Raw genomic sequence first — 17736 nt, 5'->3', positions numbered from 1 at the left:
GGCGTCAGGTGGCCGAGGGTTTCGGCTTCTTGGCCCGGCTCGGCTGGACCCGGCTCGGCTCCCCCGGCATCTTCGGGTACTCCGGCGGGTACGGCAGGTCGGCCAGCCCGTGGTCCTGCTCGTCGCGCCGGGCGAGTTCCAGCAGGGGCTCCAGCGAGAACGCGTGATCGTCCATGTCCGCGTGCACGTCGCCCAGTTCGGCGAAGCGCGCGGGCATCGTCACGAGGTCGAAGTCCTCCGGGCGCGCGGTGCCGACCTCCTCCCAGCGCAGCGGCGCCGAGACGGGCGCGTGCGGGCGGGGCCGCACGGAGTAGGCCGAGGCGATGGTGCGGTCGCGGGCGGTCTGGTTGTAGTCGATGAAGATGCGTTCGCCGCGCTCCTCCTTCCACCACTTGATGGTGACCTGCTCCGGCATCCGGCGCTCCATCTCCCGGCCGACCGCGATGGCCGCGCGGCGGACCTGGGTGAAGGTCCAGCGCGGCTCGATCGGCACGAAGACGTGCAGGCCCCGGCCACCGGAGGTCTTGGGCCAGCCGCGCAGGCCGGACTCCTCCAGCACGGCCCGCAGTTCGTGGGCGGCGCGGACCGCGTCGTCGTAGTCGGTGCCGGGCTGCGGGTCGAGGTCGATGCGCAGTTCGTCGGGGTGGTCCACGTCGTCGCGGCGCACCGGCCAGGGGTGGAAGGTGAGCGTGCCGTACTGCGCCGCCCAGACCACGGCGCCCTCCTCGGTGGGGCACATCTCGTCGGCGCTGCGGCCGCTGGGGAAGGTGATGTGCGCGGTGGGGATCCAGTCGGGCATGCCCTTGGGGGCGCGCTTCTGGTAGAACCACTCGCCGTCGATGCCGTCCGGGTAGCGCTGGAGCGTGGTCGGTCGGTTGCGCAGGGCGCGCAGCAGGCCGGGGGCGACCGCCTGGTAGTAGCGGGCCACGTCCAGCTTGGTGTAGCCGGGCTCCGGGAAGAAGATCTTGTCCGGGCTGGACACCCGTACGGTCCGGCCGGCCACGTCCAGTTCCACCGCTTCCGCCATGCGAGCCACGCTAAGGGCTGCACGCACACCTCGCACACCGGGCGACAACGGGACGGAGCGCGCAGAATCGGGGCATGGATCTTCCCGTGATGCCGCCCGTGAAGCCGATGCTCGCCAAGTCCGTGGCGAAGATCCCGCCGGGCATGCAGTACGAGGCGAAGTGGGACGGCTTCCGGGCGATCGTGTTCCGCGACGGGGACGAGGTGGAGCTCGGCAGCCGCACCGGCAAGCCGCTGACCAGGTACTTCCCCGAGGTGGTGGCGGCCGTGCGGGAGCGGTTGCCCGAGCGGTGCGTGCTGGACGGGGAGATCGTGGTCGCGCGCGGCGAGCGGCTCGACTTCGACGCGCTGACCGAGCGGATCCATCCGGCGGACTCACGGGTGCGCACCCTGGCCGAGCGCACCCCCGCCTCGTTCGTCGCCTTCGACGTGCTGGCCCTGGCCGACGAGTCGCTGCTGGACGTCCCCCTCTCCGACCGCCGGGCCCTGCTGGCCCGGGCGCTGGACGGGGTGACGCCCCCGGTGCACGTGGCCCCGGCGACCACGGACATCGAGGTGGCCCGCGGGTGGTTCGAGCAGTACGAGGGGGCGGGTCTGGACGGGGTGATCGCCAAGCCGCTGGACCTGCGCTACCGCCAGGACGAGCGGGCGATGTACAAGATCAAGCACGAGCGCACGGCGGACGTGGTGGTGGCGGGCTACCGCCTGCACAAGAGCGGTCCGGTGGTGGGGTCGCTGCTGCTGGGGCTGTACGACGACCGGGGCGTGCTGCAGCACGTGGGGGTGTCGGCGGCGTTCACGATGAAGCGCCGGGCGGAACTGGTGGAGGAGCTGGCCCCGTTGCGGATGGACGACGTGTCGGGGCACCCGTGGGCGGCGTGGGCCGAGGAGTCGGCGCACGAGACGGCGCGGCTGCCGGGCGCGCCGAGCCGCTGGTCGGGCAAGAAGGACCTGTCCTGGGTGCCGTTGCGGCCGGACCGGGTGGCCGAGGTGGCCTACGACCACATGGAGAACGGTCAGCGCTTCCGGCACACGGCCCGCTTCCGCCGCTGGCGCCCGGACCGCGACCCCCTCAGCTGCACCTACGCCCAGCTGGAGGAGCCGGTGCGCTACGACCTCAGGGAGATCCTGGGCGGGGGGTGACGGGGGGCGAGCCGGGCGGCCGCACCGGCCGTCGCCCCGGCCTTCCGGCGGATGCGGCAAGACCGGGGGCGGTGGCAGGGCGAGGCGCGCGACCGGCCGGCGCACCTCAGGGTGAGGCGCGGCAGACCGGTGGTGCCCCTCAGGGCCTCGGGGTGGGGCGCGGGCGGCCGGGGCGGCGGCTCAGGGCTGCATGACGACCTTGACGGCGCCGTCCTGCTTGCGCTGGAACATGTCGTAGGCGTGCGGCGCGTCGGTCAGCGGCACGTGGTGGGTGGCGAAGTCGTCGACACCGAGGGGGTCCTCGTCGGTGAGGTGCGGGATGATCTCGTCGGACCAGCGGCGGACGTTGGCCTGCCCCATGCGCAGCTGGATCTGCTTGTCGAAGAGGGTGAGCATCGGGAGCGGGTCGGCCATGCCGCCGTACACGCCGGACAGCGAGATGGTGCCGCCGCGGCGGACCATGTCGATGGCGGTGTACAGGGCGGCGAGCCGGTCGACGCTGAAGCGTTCCGCCATCGGCCCGCTCAGCTTGCGGGGCAGCAGCGCCGAGGCGTTCTGCACCAGGCGGGCGGCGCCGCTGCCGTGCGCCTCGGTGCCGACGGCGTCGATCACCGCGTCGGGGCCGCGGCCGTCGGTCCGGTCCCGGACGGCGGCGACGAGTTCCTTCTCGTCGTCGAAGGAACGCAGGTCGAAGGTCTCCACACCGCGCTCCCGCGCCCGGCGCAGCCGTTCGGGCACGAGGTCCACGCCGAAGACCGTGCCGGCGCCCTGCAGCAGGGCGACGCGGCAGGCCATGTCCCCGATCGGGCCGAGCCCCAGCACCGCCACGCTGCCGCCCTTGGGCACACCGGCGTACGCGACGGCCTGCCAGGCGGTGGGCAGGACGTCGGAGAGGTAGAGGAAGCGGTCGTCGGCGGGACCCTCCGGCACCTTGATCGGGCCGTACTGGGCCTGCGGGACGCGCAGGTACTCGGCCTGGGCGCCCGGCACGGCGCCGTACAGCCGGGTGTAGCCGAACAGGGCGGCGCCCATGCCCTCGGCGCCCACCTGGGTGGTCTCGCACTGGGTGGGCAGGCCGGTGAGGCACATCCAGCAGTTGCCGCAGGCGATCTGGAACGGGACCACCACCCGGTCCCCGACCTGGAGGTCCGGCACGGCGGCGCCGACCTCCTCGACGATGCCCATCGGTTCGTGGCCGAGGATGTCGCCCGGCGTCATGAACGGGGTCAGCACCTCGTACAGGTGCAGGTCGGAGCCACAGAGCCCGGACGAGGTGACGCGGATGATCGCGTCGGTGGGCTCCTCGATCCGGGGGTCGGGCACGGTCTCCACCCGTACGTCCCGCTTTCCCTGCCAGGTGACTGCCTTCATGGCCGCCCGCTCCTTCCGTCGGCTCCGGTGTGTCCCGCGTGCGGTGGCGGCCGGGTACCCGAGAGGACCCGTCCCGAACCGTGAGCCGCTGCGCCGATCGGCGGAAGCGGCGCGCCGGATCGCTCCTGATCGGGTAGGACACCCGACGATCAGAAAAGCGCACAATTGAGACATCGACGGATCCGGGCAGGCAGGGTGGCCACAGTGAGCACGAGCGGGAGCACACGAAGCAGCTCACCGGGGAGCGCGCGGGCAGGCGTACGCCGAGGCGCACGCCCCGGGCCGCGCGGAGGGGCCGGGCGGCGCGGACTGCGCAGGACGACCGCCAGGGCGCTCGTGGCGGTGGCGGCGGCGGCCGGTCTGGCGGCGGGCTGCACGGGCACCGGCGGCAGCCCCGCCGACGACGGCCGGGGCTCGCCCAGCAGTCCGGTCCGGCAGGAGCCGCCGGTGACCGGCGAGGACGGCCCCCCGGTCCTCGCCGTGAAGCTCGACAACGCCCGTACGGCCCGGCCCCACACGGGCCTGGAGGACGCCGACGTGGTGTACGTCGAACAGGTGGAGGGCGGGCTGAGCCGACTGATGGCGGTGTACGCCACCCGCGTCCCGGAGTCCGTGGGCCCGGTGCGCAGCGCCCGGGAGTCCGACCTGGAACTGCTGCGCCAGTTCGAACAGCCCGTCCTGGCCTTCTCGGGAGCGCAGAGCAAACTGCTGCCGGAGATCGAGAGCGCGCCGCTCACCCCGCTGACGCCCGAGTCGGCCGCCGGGATGTACGTCCGCCGCGCCGACCGGGCCGCCCCGCACAACCTCTACCTGCGGTCGGCACGCCTGCTGCCCGAGGAGCCCGGGCGGGACGCCCTGACCACCGGCTTCCGGCAGGGCCCGCCCCCCGCCGGCGGCCGACCGGAGCCGACCCGGACGGTGGACTATCCGTCGGCCCGCTTCACCTTCACCTGGTCCGACGACCGCGACGGCTGGCTGGTCGCCATGGACGGCACCCCGGCGACCACCGCGCGGGGCGGTCCGCTGGCGCCGGCGACCGTCGTGGTGCAGTACGTGACCGTCCGGCCGTCGGACTACCGCGACTTCCTGGGCAACAACACCCCGTACACCGAGACCACCGGCTCCGGCCGGGCCACGGTGCTGCGCGACGGACGGGCCCACGACGTCGACTGGAGCCGCCCGGCCCCCGAGGACGGCACCACGTTCACCACCGACGGGGGCGAGCCGGTGAACTTCGCACCGGGGCAGGTCTGGGTGGTGTACGCGGCGGCGCCCTGACCGGGCGCGGTCGGCGGCACCGGGCGGTGCCTCGCACGTTCCGCCGGCAGCCGGCCGCACCATCCGGGTACGTCGGAATCAGCCACCGGTCGCCGGCCACTGATCGCCGGTCGCCCACGTGTCATCCGCCGTCGGCGCCGCCCGTGCCGCCCGCGTCGCCGTCGGTGCCGTGGTTTCCGTCCGGGTGGCGCAGGCTCTCGGCGGCGTCGGCGACCCGGCGGAGCAGGTCGAGGAAGAGCGCCTGCTCGGCGGCGTCGAGCGGCGCCAGGAAGACGTGGTTCATGCGGGCGGTGCGCACCGTCAGCCGGCGGTGGACACGCTCACCGTCGCCGGTCGGGCGCAGCAGGAAGCGGCGGCCGTCGCTGGGGTCGCGGTCCTTGCCGAGCAGGCCGCGGCGCACGAGCCGGGCGACCACGTCGGCGATGGTCGACCGGTCGAGCCCCACCCTCTCCCCCACGGTGCGCTGGTCCAGGCCCGGTTCGGCGACGAGGGCGTTGAGGACCGCGTACTGCGGCGAGGTGATCTCCTCCGAGACCATCGTGGCCCACAGCAGGTGGTGCGCCTGCTGGAGCCGCCGGGCCAGGTGCCCGGGGTGAGTGGCGAGGTCCACGGCCGCCATGCGCGCTCCCACGGTCGGATCCACTGGGATCATCCGCGTCGGATGATCCGTGCGTTGCGTGATCTGTGCACGGAACATTAACCCGTGAGGGCGCCCTGCTGCCGCCATGGTCCACGGTCCTGAGGATCCCAGCCTCCCGGACAAGGCCCTTGACGCCCCGCTCGTCCGGATGGCAGCGTGAGCGGCGGCCGACATCCTCAGTGCACTGAGCATCTGCCGGAGAGCATCCGTGCCCCACGCAGGCCCCGCACGGGCGGCACTGAGCACTTCGGTCACGTGTCCACCCCGCCCACGACGCCCGGCCGCGGCCGACCGGCCCGACCGACGCAGGGAGACGCCGCCCATGACCGACACCCTCACCCAGGCCGACATCGACCGGGAGATCGCGGCCGAGCGCGCCGCCTACCGGCAGCGGATCGCCGACGGCGCGCCCGTGGAGCACCATCCGCGCCGGGACTACGCCCCCTACCGTTCCTCGGCCCTGCGCCACCCGCTGCGGCCCCCGGTCACCATCGACGCGGCGAGGGATCCGGAACTCGTCGAGCTGTCCTCCCCCGCCTTCGGTGAGCGGGACGTCACCGAGCACGACAACGACCTCACCGTGCAGCACACCGGGGAGCCCGTCGGGGAGCGCATCACCGTCTCCGGGCGCCTGCTGGACCGTGCCGGGCGCCCGGTCGCCGGCCAGCTGGTGGAGATCTGGCAGGCCAACGCGGCCGGCCGGTACGCCCACCGGCGTGAGCAGCACGACGCGCCGCTGGACCCCCACTTCACCGGTGTGGGCCGCACCCTCACCGACGCGGACGGCACCTACCGGTTCACGACCGTACGGCCGGGCCCCTATCCGTGGCGCAACCACCTCAACGCCTGGCGGCCGGCGCACATCCACTTCTCCGTGTTCGGCACCGCCTTCACCCAGCGGCTGGTGACACAGATGTACTTCCCGCACGACCCGCTCTTCCCGTACGACCCGATCCTGCAGTCGGTGACGGACGACGCGGCCCGGCAGCGGCTGGTCGCGGCCTACGACCACAGCCTGTCCGTGCCGGAGTTCTCCCTCGGCTACCGCTGGGACATCGTGCTCGACGGACCGCGGGCCACCTGGACCGAGGAAGGACACCGGTCATGACAAGGACACCGGCCACGACGCGGAACGCCCCCGACGGCGGCGCGGAGACCGTGCCGCCCACCCCGTCGCACACCGTCGGCCCGTTCTACGGCTACGCGCTGCCCTTCCGCGGCGGCGAGGACGTCGCACCGCTCGGGCACCCCGACACCGTCACCGTGCACGGGTACGTGTACGACGGCGCGGGCCGGCCCGTGCCGGACGCCCTGCTGGAGGTGTGGGGGCCGGACCCGCGGGGCGTGCTGCCCTCGGTCGACGGCTCGATGCGCAGGGACCCGGCGAGCGGTGGCCATCTGGGGCGCAACGGCGTGGAGTTCACCGGTTTCGGCCGCGCCCAGACGGACGCCGACGGCCACTGGTACGTGCGGACCCTGCGCCCCGGCGCCCGCGGCCGGAACGCGCCGTACCTGAGCGTCTGCGTGTTCGCGCGCGGCCTGCTGGTCCACCTGTTCACCCGGATCCACCTGCCCGGCGACCCGACCGCGCTCGCCGCCGACCCGCTGCTGTCCCGGCTCGACGCGGACCGCCGCGACACGCTGATCGCGGTGGACGAGGGCCACGGCACGTACCGTTTCGACATCCGCCTTCAGGGCGAGGGCGAGACGGTCTTCCTGGAGTTCTCGTGACATCAAGCGCATCCGGTGCCACGTCCGGTACGGGGCTGCTCGGCCCTGGGTGGGCCGGCTCGCCGGCCGCCGCCGCGACCGGTGACGACGCGTTCCTGCGGGCGCTGCTCGACGCGGAGGCGGCACTGACCCGGGCGCAGGCGGCGCTGGGCCTGGCCCCGGCCGAGGCCGCCGCGGCGGTGACCCGGGCGGCGGCCGGCACCTGCGGCTTCGACCCCGCCTCGCTCGCCGAACGGGCCCGCGGCGGCGGCAACCCGGTGATTCCCCTGGTCGCGGACCTCACCCGGGCCGTCGGGGAGGAGCACGGTCCGTACGTGCACCGGGGCGCCACCAGTCAGGACATCATGGACACCGCGATGATGCTGGTCGCGCACCGGGCCCTGGGCCCGGTCCTGGACGACCTGGGCCGCACCCAGCGGGCGCTGGCCCGGCTCGCGGTCGAGCACCGGAACACCGTGCTGCCCGGCCGCACCCTCACCCAGCACGCGGTGCCGACCACGTTCGGCCTCAAGGCCGCCGGCTGGCGCTCGCTGGTGCTCGACGCCCGGGACCGGGTGACGGCGGCCCGCGACTCCCTGCCCGCCCAACTCGGCGGCGCGGCGGGAACCCTGGCGGCCTTCGCGGCGTTCGGGGCACGGAACGCGACCGACCTGCCCGCCGCCTACGCCCGTGAACTGGGCCTGCGGGCCCCCGCCCTGCCGTGGCACACGCTGCGCACCCCGGTCGCCGACCTGGCGGGCTGTCTGGCGTTCACGGCCGGGGCGCTGGGCAAGACCGCGGCGGACGTGCTCACGCTGTCCCGCACGGAGATCGCGGAGGTCTCCGAGGGCAACGGCGGCGGCTCGTCCGCGATGCCGCACAAGATGAACCCGGTGCGCGCCACGCTGGTCGCGGCGGCGGCCCGGCGCGCACCGCAGCTCGCGGCCACCCTGTACGGGTCGCTGGCCGCCGAGGACGAGCGCCCGGCGGGCGCCTGGCACGCCGAGTGGGAGCCGCTGCGGGACCTGCTGCGCCTCACCGGGGGCGCCGCCCGGGACACCGCCGACCTCGCCGAGGGCCTGCGCGTCCACCCGGAGGCCATGCGCCGGAACCTCGGGCTCACCCGGGGACTGATCACCTCCGAGCGGTCGGCCGCCCGACTGACCCCGGTGCTCGGCCGGGCCCGTGCGCGGGACCTGCTGGCGCGCCTGGCCCGCCGCGTCCACGAGGAGCACCGTGATCTCGGCGAACTACTCTCCGAGGAGCCGGAGTTGACGGGCGTCGACCTGTCCGGGGCCACCGACCCCGAGGACGCCGTCGGTGCGGCCGGCGTCCTCACCGACCAGGCCCTGGAGCGGGCGTGACCGGCCCCCTCCTCCACCACCGTGCCGAGGGACCGGCTTCGGCTCCCCCGCTGCTGCTCGGCCCCTCCCTCGGCACCTCGTACGCGCTGTGGGACCGGGTGGCGCCCGAACTCGCGGCCTTCCGCCGGGTGGTGCGCTGGGACTGGCCCGGACACGGCGGTTCGGCCGCGGAGTTGATCGGTCCGGGCGCGACCGTCGGCGACCTGGCCGGGCTGGTCCTGGCGCTCGCCGACGCGCTCGGCATCGAGCGGTTCGGGTACGCGGGCGTCTCGCTCGGCGGCGCGGTGGGACTGCACCTGGCCGTGCACCACCCCGAGCGGCTGAGCACGCTCGCCGTGATCTGCTCCTCGGCGCACTTCGGTGGCGCCCGGCCGTGGCGGGAGCGGGCGGCCCTGGTTCGGCGCGAGGGACTGGACGGACTCGCCGACGGCGCCGACGCCCGCTGGTTCACCCCCGGCTTCACGGTGCCCGGCCTGGTCCGGGACCACCGCGCGGCCGACCCCGGCGCGTACGCCGCCTGCTGCGACGCGCTGGCCGCCTTCGACCTGCGGGACCGCCTCGCCTCGATCACCGCGCCCACCCTGCTGGTCGCGGGCCGGCAGGACCCGGCGACCCCGCCCGCGCACCTGCGCCAGATCGCGGACGCGGTGCCCGGCGCGACCCTGGTCGAGCTGCCCGACGCGTCCCACCTCGCCCCGGCCGAACGTCCGGACGCGGTGCTCACCGCCCTGCGCACCCACCTCACCGGCGACGCCGGCCGGGGCACGGCCGTGCGGCGCGAGGTGCTGGGCGACGCGCACGTGGACCGGGCGCAGGCGCGTCAGACGCCGTTCACGGCCCGCTTCCAGGACTTCATCTCCCGCTACGCCTGGGGCGAGATCTGGACCGACCCGACGCTCACCCGCCGCGAACGCAGCATGATCACCCTCACGGCGCTGGTCGCCCACGGCCACCACGACGAACTGGCCCTCCACGTCCGGGCGGCCCTGCGCAACGGGCTGACACCCGACGAGATCGGCGCGGTGCTGTTGCAGACCGCGGTCTACTGTGGGGTGCCGGCGGCCAACGCGGCGTTCGCGACGGCGCAGCGGGTTCTGGAGGAGCAGTCGGAGGGCCCTTGAACCCGCGCCGGGCCCGGCGGCCGGCGGACGGGAGCGTGGCGGGAGGGCGGGCGGCGGGCGGGCCGACGGGTTTTGGTTCCCTCCCCGGCCCCCGTCTGCCCGGCAGTCGACCGTTCGCTGTCCGTCGCGGGCCGTGGGCCCGGTGGCCCTACGAGCGCTCACCGTACGAGCGGTCGCCGTACGAGCGGTGGCTCTGCGCGCGGTGGCCGTGCGCGGAGGGGGCCGTGCGTGCAGGGGGCCGTGCGGGCGGTGAAGGGCACGCGCGGTGGCCCGTACGGGCGTTGCTCTGCGGGCGTCGGTCGTCCGCCTCAGCCGGAGGGCACCCGGGCGGTCACGGTGCGCAGTTCGGCCTCCGCGCGGGCGGTCAGGCCGTCCGCGCCGCAGGAGCGCGCCAGCGCCAGCCCCCGGGTGAGGTCGGCCTCCGAACGGGCCAGAGCGCCGAACTCGATGCGCGCCGCGGCGTGTTCGTACTGGCAGGGGGAGGACTCCAGGTAGGCGACGGCCTGCCCGGCGAGACGCACCGCGCGCTGACCGGTCTCCAGGGCGGCGGCCACCCGCAGCGCCTCCCCTATCGCGGTGTCGGTGCCGAAGCGTTCGGCCCGGCGGCGGAGGTCCACCGCGAGCCGGGCGGCGCGGGCCGGGTCCTCGGTGGCCAGGGCGCGGGCGAGGTCGGCGGCCCAGAACACGTGCACGGGATTGTGGTGGCCGCGGGCGGTGGCCGCCTTTCCGGCGGCGTCCAGTTCGTTGATGCCCTCCTTCGTGCGGCCCATCGCGAGGAGCAGGCGTCCGCGCACGGAGCGCGGGTCGGGGAGCGCGATGGTGGACGGGTAGGGCGGGGCGAAGGCGTGCCGTTCGGCGACCTGCCGCGCCGCCTCGACGTGGCCGCGGGCGAGGAGCGTGTCGACGAGGTTGCAGGTCGCCGTCCAGTACAGGGGCAGTCCGCGGCCCACGCGTTCGGCGATGCGCAGGGCCGCCCGCAGGGACGTCTCCGCCGCCACCAGACGGCCCCGCCTGCGGTGCCCGAGCCCCACGTACGCGTGCGCGAGGGCGAGGTGGCCGCCGCTCCAGCCGGCCGACTCGTAGGAGCGCATGGCCTCGTTGTACATGCTCTCGGCGCGGTCGAGGCGGTCGGTGTAGGCGTAGACACCGGCCAGCATCAGGAGCAGTTCGACGCCCCACTCGGAGTCGGTCCAGCCCATGCCGGGTGCGAGGCGGCCGTTGACGAGGGCGCGGTCGACGAGTTCCAGGATCTCCTCGGCGTTCTCGCCGCGCATCATGGCGTCGAATCCGCGCAGGATGAGCAGCGCGCGTTCGGAGTTGTCCCGTCCGGTGCAGGTGGCGGCGAGTTCGGCCAGCCGTTCGGAGCGGTCGGGGGAGGTGGTCTCCCCGGCGTGGAGGCCCTCCCACATGTACTGCACGGCCTGCAGCCGCACCCGGGCGGGGCCGGGCTCCATCCGGGCGGCCTCCGCCTCGACGGTGCGGACGGCCTCCTCCATCTGGTCGTTGTGGAGCAGTGCCTGGGAGAGGCGGACCACGGCGTCCACGCGCTGGTCGTCGTCCAGCCCGGTCATGCCGAGCGCGGTGCGCAGGTGGCCGATGGTGCGCGCGGGGGCGGTGAGGAAGGTGGCGCACCCGAGTTCGTAGAGGACGCTCGCGTGGACCTCGGGGCGCGGCGGTTCCTCCAGGGCGCGTTCCAGGCAGCGGCGGGCGGCGTCGGGGGCACCGACGGCGAGGTGTTCGCGGGCGGCCTCCCGCAGTTGCGCGACCAGTTCCTCGTCGTCGTCCGGGTGCACTTCGAGCAGGTGGCGGGCGGCAGCCGCCGCGCCGAGCGCGGAGTCGGTGACGAGGCGGGCGGCGATGCCGTGCATCGCGCGCCGCAGCGCGTCGGGGATCGAGTTGTAAACGGCGGTGGCGATCAGCGGGTGGACGAACTCGAGGTCGGCGGGGCCGGAGCGGCCGGTCGCCGGGTCGGGCGTGGTGAGGATGCGGGCGGCGCGCAGCCGCTCGGCGCAGCGGGTCGCGTCGTCGGGGTCGAGGGTGGCGAGGCGGGCCACCAGGTCGACGGTGATGTCGGTGCCGAGGATGGCGGCCGCCCAGGCGAAGCGGGTGACATCGATGCCGAGCTGCTCCAGGCGGGCGACGAGGCCGCCGCCGCGGGCCGACCGGTTGAGGTCGCGCAGCTCGCCGGCGTGGCTCTCGACCGGCTCCAGTTCGCTGTCCTGCACCTTGGCGAGGAGTTCGACGGTCTCGTAGGGGTTGCCGCCGGTGACGGCCCACACCTCGCGGCAGAAGGCGGCGTCGGCGGTCTCGCCCAGGGTGGCGCGGGTGAGCCCGGCCGCGGCGGCGGGGGTGAGGGCGCTGAGGACGGTGGTGGGGCGGTCGGCCGCGGCGGCGACGGCGTCCAGGTGACGGGCCGCCACGCCGGAGATCTCACCGGGCCTGCGGGCGACGACGACCAGCACGGACAGGTCCTGGAGGCATTCGGCGAACGCGGCGAGCCAGTGCAGCGTCTCCTGGTCCGCCCAGTGCGCGTCGTCGATCAGCAGCACCAGCGGCCAGTCGCGCCGGGCCAGGCGGGTCACCGCGGCGACCAGTCCGTCGCAGACGCTCTGCGGGTCGGCGTGGCCCTCACCGGGCTCCGCTATGCCGAGCGCGGGTCCCGCGATGTCGTACCAGTCGCCGAGGTACTCCCGCGCCTCCTCCGGCAGCATCGACACCAGGGCGGGCTGGAGGAGCTGGCGCACCACGTTGAAGGGCACCGACCGCAGCGTCTCGCCACCACGGGCGGACCACACCGTGCAGCCGCGCTGCTCGGCGATGCGCCGGGTCTCCGCCAGCAGGGCCGTCTTGCCCAGGCCGGCCTCGCCCCGGAGCACGAGCAGGCTGCCGGACGAGGAGCGGTCCGCGCACAGGCTGTCGACCGCCTCCGCGAGAGCGGCGACTTCCTCGTCGCGCTCCCACAGGGACGCCGAGGCGGCGGCCGTCCGCCGTACCTCCGTCATCCCGCTACCTCCCCAAGTCGCCCGAACGACGTACGCAACTCGAGCGTAGCGGGCCGGTCGCCGTCACGGAGGCGGGACCGGGCACGTGTTGCCGGGACGGGTGAGTCCGGGGTACAGGGGTCGACGCCCGGGCCCGCCACCAGTGGTGCACAACATCAACTTCTGTCAAGGGGACGGATGGTGACGATCCGACAGATGTGCGCGGGAAGCGGTGGGCGACGGCGTCCCGGTGCAGGGGCCGGCACCCCGGCCGGCGTGCCGGGCGCCCGGTCACGGGCTCGCGCGGTTCCGTCCGTGCGCCGGGCGCCGCCCTCCCCGTCGCGGTCGTCCGCCCGGGCGTGTCGGCGGGTGGCGGCGCGTTCCGGCGCGTGTCGGGGCTGGTTGGTGCGTGTCGTCGCGTGGATCGGCGGGTGTCGGCTCCGGCCCGGGCCAGGGCGTGGCGTTCCACGACGAGCGTGGGACGGGGTGCGTCCGGGAGTCGTGGGTCGTGCGCTCCTGCCGTACCCGGCCGAGGGGACGTGGCGGAACACCGCGTGCCGTCCCGCCACGAGCACGGGGCCGCGCGTACCGCCGCCCAGCGCGGGCGTACGCACCGGGACTACTCCGTGCCGTCGGCCCGGCAGGTGCTCCGGCAGCCCGAGCGGCGGGAACCGGTCGTCGTGGAACGTGATGATCTCGGTGATCGCGCCGCCGGTGACGTGCAGGACGTCGATCGTCAGCGGCAGGTACGCGCCCTGCCGCTGCCTCCACTGGTAGAACGCGAGGGCGGGTTGCCGGTTCACCGCCGTCCGGACGGCACGCAGGCCCCGCATGCCCTCGAAGCCGCTCTCGACCAGGTAGTTCACCACGGTGTCGCGGCCGACGTACAGCCCCGGCGTGGGCGGCATCGAGCAGCGGACGTCGTCACGCAGCAGCACGGCGAGCGCCTCGACGTCCGCGGCCACGCCGGCCTCGGTGTAGCGGCGCACCAGCTCACGCGTTGCGGCGTCCTCGTCGCCGCCGGTCCAGTCCTGCCGCTCGGCGGGCAGGTGCTCCCGCATGCCGGCGCGGGCCCGCTGCAGGGCGCTGTTCACGGAGTGGACGGAGTCCCCCAGGATCTCCGCGACCTCCTTCGCCGGCCGGCCGAGCACGTCCCGCAGGATCAACACACCCCGCGGGCGCGGCGCGAGGTGCTGGACCGCGACCAGGAAAGCCAGCTCGATCGTCTCCCGCGCGACGGCGACGGCCTCCGGCTCGTCCGCGTCGTCATCGGGCAGCTCGTCGAGCAGTCGGTCCGGGTAGGGCTGGAGCCACGGCACCTCACCGCCGGTCGCGGGCTCCGGGCGGCGCGCGGCGAGCAGATCCAGGCAGACGCGGGTGGCGATCCGGTACAACCAGGCCCGGAACGTCGACCGGCCCTCGAAGGTCTCCCGCCGCCGCCAGGCACGCAGGAACGTCTCCTGCACGGCGTCCTCGGCGTCCTCGAACGACCCGAGCATCCGGTAGCAGTGCACGTGCAGTTCCCGCCGGTGCCGCTCCGCGCGTGCCGAGAACGCCGGCTCGTCGACCCCGCCCGGACCGCTCACGCCCGTTTCCTCCCGCCGCGTGTCCGCGCCCATGACGTCATCCTTCCGGCTCGCGTGTCCTGACACAGGTATGACGGGGGCGGGCGCGAAAACTCATCACCGGGGCCCATCGCCGCACTGCCCGCGTGCGGCCTCGGTCGTGGTGGGCTCCCCTGATCGGCTGCGCGGGCCCACCGGGGCCGTCCGGCACGCCGGTGGCCCGCCGGTGGCCTGCCGCGTCTCCGGCGGCGGTACCGGGTCCGGGTTCCTCCGGTCCCGGTGCGGGCGAAGGGAGCCATGACCTGTTGACCGGGAGCGTTCGCGACGGCGGGTGCGGGCACTTCTGCGAGTCGGCGGCGGGGGGCGGCGAGCGCGACGGCGATCGGGAGTTCCGGCACGGGTGCCGGGGGGGTGGGCAGCCGGCGGAGGTGCCGCGGGGCCGGCCGGGGCGGCGTCCCGACCGGAGCCGGCGGGGCGTCCGTCCGGGATGGTGGCGGGGTCCATGGTGCAGCGGTCGGTGAGGTGTTCCGCACCAGGGCGGGACCGGCGGGCGAGCGATGGATCGGGGGCGGCTGACCAGGTGGGGAGGAAGGGAACGGCAGGCGGAGTGGAGACGGAGGGCGGCCGGCCGTGCGCCGAGGGCGACCGCACAGGACGGAGCCCGGAGGTTCCCGGGGGCGTCTCTCATCCCGCTTTCACCGACGCCTCATACGGTGGGGACATGACGCAGGTGACTCCCCCCGGCTGGTATCCCGACCCCGGGCAGACGCAAAACGGACCAACCACCGAACGCTGGTGGGACGGCAGTGCCTGGACGGACCGGGTCCGCCCGGCGGAGCAGGCCGGCGGCTGGACCCCGCCGACCCCGCTCGCTGCGGCCCCGGCGCCCCCGCCGGCCGGAGGGCCGGGCCCTGCGGGCGGACCGGTCGCGGGGCCTCACGCCCCGGCCACCGCGCCCTACCCGATGCACCCGGGCTACCCGGCGTACCCGGTCGCGCCGCCGCCCCGCCGCGGGCGCGGCCTGCGGATCGGCATAGCCATGGCCGCGGCGGTGGCGTTGCTCGCGAGCGTCGGCGTCGGCGTGTGGGTCCTCACCGACAACGGGCGCGGCGGTCCGACGACCTCGCAGGGCCCCGGAGACCGGGAGCGCGCGCCGGGCGACCGGGAGGACGGCGGATCGGGCGGCTCCGACGGGGAGGGGCCCGGGCCGGACGGGGGCGAGCCGCCCCGCATCGAGAGCGGGTCGGTGACCGACGCGCTGAGCGGCATCAGCCTGCCCATCCCGGACGGCTGGTACGGCCAGGAGATGGGGGCCGGCGCCCAGGTGTCCTCGAAGGACTCCTACGACTGCCCCGGCGACACCTCCAGGACCTGCGTCAAGGGCGGCGCCTACTCGGCTCCCGCGGTGGCTCTCGGGACCCGGGGTTCCACGGCCGAGGAGGTCGCCAAGGCCGACATCGCCGTGAACGCCGAGGAGTCCTACGGCGGGTCGTCGTACGGGAAGATCACCTCGCACGACGTGCTCGAGTCGAAGGCGGTCACCGTGGCCGGGCAGAAGGGCTATCTGGTGCGCTGGAAGGCGGTCACCAGCAAGGGGTCCGACGGGTACGTCCAGTCGCTGGCCTTCCCCTCCCCCACGCGGCCCCGGCAGATCGTCGTGGTGCGGGCCGGGGTCGACGCCGACCAGAAGCCGAGCGTCATCGACGAGATCACCCGGGGCATCGAGGCGGCGAAGGGCGGCGGCGGAACGGGGCAGGAGGTCTGACCCCGTGCCCGTGGGCTCCCCGGCCCACGACGGCCGGGTGGGTGCCCCTCCGCTCAAAGGGCACCCACCCGGCCGGGGGGTGCGCGCCGCCCCCGTCCCCACGGTGCGGCGCGGTCGGGCCGCCGTCCGGTCATCCCGATGACGGCGCCCCGGGTCTGGAGCTGTGTCGGACGTCCCGCCCGCCGGGCGACGCTACTTCCGGAGCCCGCCCGGAGTGAGGCCCAGGACCGGCAGCACGGACGCCTCCACGAAAGCGAGCAGGTACTCCGGGTCGGCATGGCGGCCCTCGAGCAGGGGCCGGCCCCTCAGCACGCCGAAGATCTGCGCCGGCACGTGGGCCAGGGCCGGGTTGCCGGCCTCGACCTCGCCCCGCTCGACGCCGCGGCGCAGGATCTCCTCCAGGGCGGCGACCTCCGGGTCGACCAGGGCCTCGCGCAACGCCCGGGCCAGTTCCCGGTCCCGGGTGACCGCGTGGGCGAGCGCCTGGAGCAGCGGGGTGTCCCGCGTCGACCACTCACCGGCCAGCCGCGCGGCCTCGCGCAGGTCCCCGGCGAGCGTCCCGGTGTCGATGCCGGCCAGCCGCGCCCGTGGGCTGGAGCGCAGGGCGGCCGCGACGAACCGGGGTTTGGTCCCCCACTGCCGGTAGAGCGTGGACTTGCTGGACCGGGTGCGCGCCGCGACGCCTTCCATGGTCACCGCGTCGTAGCCGGACTCCCGGATCTGCTCCAGCACCGCGTCGAAGAACTCCTGCTCACGCTCCGGCGTGATCTTGGAACGCCGCTCGGCACCGGCCGATCCCGCCGGGGGCAGGGCCTGCGACGTCATGGGTTCGACTCCTCCGGCCCTACCTGGGGTGACCTGCGCCCCGGTCGTGCGCCTCTCGTTCCGTGCGTTCGTGCGGTCGTGCGTCAGTGCGTTCGCCCTCGTGTGCACCGGTCCGTGCACGGATGCGGTTCCCGGGCCCGAAGCCCGGTTCGCACCATCGAAACGCAAGTGTACCGGAACGCGGCCGTATCGGTCCCCGGCGTATCGGTGCCCGGCGTCTCGGCGCGCGGCGTCTCAGTGCGCGGGCGCGTCAGGCACGCGGGCGCGTCGGTACGTGGCTATGTCGACACGCGGACATACCGGTACGCGGGCAGGACGTCGCCCGGTCCGACGGCACCCGCCACGGGACCCGGGCCAAGGGACACCGGCCAGGGCGCCGTATCCGGTGGCGGGTACCCCTGACACCGGCCGTGGGAGCGGTACGACGACGACGGGTCCCGCCCCCGGCCGTACGGCGGGACGGGACCCGCGGCCGTGCCGCGCCGTTCACCGCGGCAGGCGGACTCAGGCGCTGAGCAGGAGGACGCCGAGGATCAGGAGGCCCACCACCTTGATGACTTCGAGCGCCACGTAGTACCAGTGCGCGGTGGACCGGGGAACCTGCTCGCCGGCGAGCACCCGGTCCGAGCGCCGGTTGAGCCTCGGCCGCACGACACCGAGCTGCACGGCCAGCACCGCCACCACCGCGGCCGTCGCCACGACCACCCCGGTCCCCGGACCCCCCGCCGCCACCGCCACCAGCACGACGGCCGCGAGGAGGGCCTCGGCCATGTTGAGGGCCCGGAAGACGATCCGGCCGATGCCGAGCCCGAGCGGGACGGTCACTTCGGGGGCGCGGAACTTGAGCGGGGCCTCCAGGAAGGAGATCGCCAGCACCATGCCGAGCCAGACGAAGACGGCGGCCCCGGCCACCGCCGCTGATGTGGTGTTCACGTCCGTAACGCTCC

The 17736-nt window shown here is 75.1% G+C and carries 14 protein-coding genes; 7 read left to right on the top strand and 7 right to left on the bottom strand.

Annotation, left to right across the window (positions count from 1 at the left end):
* Positions 1–4: 4 nt before the first annotated feature.
* A complete protein-coding gene (gene ligD / locus AC02VZ_RS21240; RefSeq protein ID WP_476476130.1) occupies positions 5–1027 on the bottom strand; it encodes a non-homologous end-joining DNA ligase in 1023 nt (340 codons plus the stop codon).
* Positions 1028–1101: 74 nt separating this feature from the next.
* On the opposite strand from ligD, the gene AC02VZ_RS21235 reads away from it, so the two are divergent.
* The gene (locus AC02VZ_RS21235) at positions 1102–2169 is read left to right on the top strand and encodes an ATP-dependent DNA ligase (protein ID WP_476476129.1); all 1068 of its coding nucleotides are present in this window, start codon (positions 1102–1104) and stop codon (positions 2167–2169) included.
* A gap of 180 nt (positions 2170–2349) precedes the next feature.
* On the opposite strand, the gene AC02VZ_RS21230 is transcribed toward AC02VZ_RS21235, so the two are convergent.
* The gene (locus tag AC02VZ_RS21230; RefSeq protein ID WP_476476128.1) at positions 2350–3540 is read right to left on the bottom strand and encodes a zinc-dependent alcohol dehydrogenase; all 1191 of its coding nucleotides are present in this window, start codon (positions 3538–3540) and stop codon (positions 2350–2352) included.
* Positions 3541–3876: 336 nt separating this feature from the next.
* On the opposite strand from AC02VZ_RS21230, the gene AC02VZ_RS21225 reads away from it, so the two are divergent.
* On the top strand, positions 3877–4818 hold the full coding sequence (locus AC02VZ_RS21225; protein WP_476476127.1) for a DUF3048 domain-containing protein: 942 nt from the start codon (positions 3877–3879) through the stop codon (positions 4816–4818).
* Positions 4819–4939: 121 nt separating this feature from the next.
* Here AC02VZ_RS21225 and AC02VZ_RS21220 read toward each other — a convergent pair whose 3' ends face one another.
* On the bottom strand, positions 4940–5437 hold the full coding sequence (locus tag AC02VZ_RS21220) for a MarR family winged helix-turn-helix transcriptional regulator (RefSeq protein WP_476476126.1): 498 nt from the start codon (positions 5435–5437) through the stop codon (positions 4940–4942).
* A 343-nt stretch (positions 5438–5780) separates the two neighbouring features.
* On the opposite strand from AC02VZ_RS21220, the gene pcaH reads away from it, so the two are divergent.
* Genes pcaH through pcaDC form a run of 4 tightly spaced genes read left to right on the top strand, consistent with a single transcriptional unit; the run spans position 5781 to position 9653 of the window.
* Positions 5781–6566: a protocatechuate 3,4-dioxygenase subunit beta gene (pcaH, locus tag AC02VZ_RS21215; protein ID WP_432055360.1), complete on the top strand. Its 786-nt coding sequence runs from the start codon at positions 5781–5783 to the stop codon at positions 6564–6566.
* Positions 6563–7189 (top strand): protocatechuate 3,4-dioxygenase subunit alpha, encoded by a 627-nt coding sequence (gene pcaG, locus AC02VZ_RS21210; protein WP_476476125.1) that lies wholly within the window; start codon positions 6563–6565, stop codon positions 7187–7189. Before pcaH ends, pcaG begins: the two co-directional genes overlap by 4 nt.
* On the top strand, positions 7186–8532 hold the full coding sequence (gene pcaB / locus AC02VZ_RS21205) for a 3-carboxy-cis,cis-muconate cycloisomerase (protein ID WP_476476124.1): 1347 nt from the start codon (positions 7186–7188) through the stop codon (positions 8530–8532). The genes pcaG and pcaB overlap by 4 nt, the downstream gene beginning before the upstream one ends.
* Entirely contained in the window at positions 8529–9653 is a 1125-nt protein-coding gene (gene pcaDC, locus AC02VZ_RS21200) for a bifunctional 3-oxoadipate enol-lactonase/4-carboxymuconolactone decarboxylase PcaDC (RefSeq protein WP_476476123.1), read from the top strand. Before pcaB ends, pcaDC begins: the two co-directional genes overlap by 4 nt.
* Positions 9654–9961: 308 nt before the next feature.
* On the opposite strand, the gene AC02VZ_RS21195 is transcribed toward pcaDC, so the two are convergent.
* Positions 9962–12655 carry an ATP-binding protein gene (locus AC02VZ_RS21195; protein ID WP_476476122.1) on the bottom strand — a complete coding sequence of 898 codons (2694 nt, stop codon included), beginning with the start codon at positions 12653–12655 and terminating at the stop codon, positions 9962–9964.
* 155 nt (positions 12656–12810) lie between these two features.
* Positions 12811–14253, bottom strand: coding sequence for an RNA polymerase subunit sigma-70 (locus tag AC02VZ_RS21190; RefSeq protein ID WP_476476121.1), 1443 nt, complete (start codon positions 14251–14253; stop codon positions 12811–12813).
* A 667-nt stretch (positions 14254–14920) separates the two neighbouring features.
* On the opposite strand from AC02VZ_RS21190, the gene AC02VZ_RS21185 reads away from it, so the two are divergent.
* Positions 14921–15964 carry a DUF2510 domain-containing protein gene (locus AC02VZ_RS21185; RefSeq protein WP_432055354.1) on the top strand — a complete coding sequence of 348 codons (1044 nt, stop codon included), beginning with the start codon at positions 14921–14923 and terminating at the stop codon, positions 15962–15964.
* Between the two features lie 192 nt (positions 15965–16156).
* Here AC02VZ_RS21185 and AC02VZ_RS21180 read toward each other — a convergent pair whose 3' ends face one another.
* Positions 16157–16789, bottom strand: a complete 633-nt coding sequence (locus AC02VZ_RS21180) for a TetR/AcrR family transcriptional regulator (RefSeq protein WP_432055353.1) — start codon at positions 16787–16789, stop codon at positions 16157–16159.
* 504 nt (positions 16790–17293) lie between these two features.
* Complete coding sequence (locus AC02VZ_RS21175) at positions 17294–17722, bottom strand: hypothetical protein (RefSeq protein WP_432055352.1); 429 nt, start codon at positions 17720–17722, stop codon at positions 17294–17296.
* Between the last annotated feature and the right edge of the window lie 14 nt (positions 17723–17736).

It is taken from the genome of Streptomyces sp. 3-6, from assembly GCF_056323165.1.
This window is presented reverse-complemented; position numbering and strand designations above follow the sequence as displayed.

Coding starts and splice junctions, on each gene's coding strand:
- AC02VZ_RS21230 (WP_476476128.1), bottom strand. CDS start 3,540: ATGAAGGCAGTCACCTGGCAGGGAAAGCGGGACGTACGGGTGGAGACC.
- AC02VZ_RS21180 (WP_432055353.1), bottom strand. CDS start 16,789: ATGACGTCGCAGGCCCTGCCCCCGGCGGGATCGGCCGGTGCCGAGCGG.
- pcaG (WP_476476125.1), top strand. CDS start 6,563: ATGACAAGGACACCGGCCACGACGCGGAACGCCCCCGACGGCGGCGCG.
- AC02VZ_RS21220 (WP_476476126.1), bottom strand. CDS start 5,437: ATGGCGGCCGTGGACCTCGCCACTCACCCCGGGCACCTGGCCCGGCGG.
- AC02VZ_RS21195 (WP_476476122.1), bottom strand. CDS start 12,655: ATGACGGAGGTACGGCGGACGGCCGCCGCCTCGGCGTCCCTGTGGGAG.
- ligD (WP_476476130.1), bottom strand. CDS start 1,027: ATGGCGGAAGCGGTGGAACTGGACGTGGCCGGCCGGACCGTACGGGTG.
- AC02VZ_RS21235 (WP_476476129.1), top strand. CDS start 1,102: ATGGATCTTCCCGTGATGCCGCCCGTGAAGCCGATGCTCGCCAAGTCC.
- AC02VZ_RS21185 (WP_432055354.1), top strand. CDS start 14,921: ATGACGCAGGTGACTCCCCCCGGCTGGTATCCCGACCCCGGGCAGACG.
- pcaH (WP_432055360.1), top strand. CDS start 5,781: ATGACCGACACCCTCACCCAGGCCGACATCGACCGGGAGATCGCGGCC.
- AC02VZ_RS21190 (WP_476476121.1), bottom strand. CDS start 14,253: ATGGGCGCGGACACGCGGCGGGAGGAAACGGGCGTGAGCGGTCCGGGC.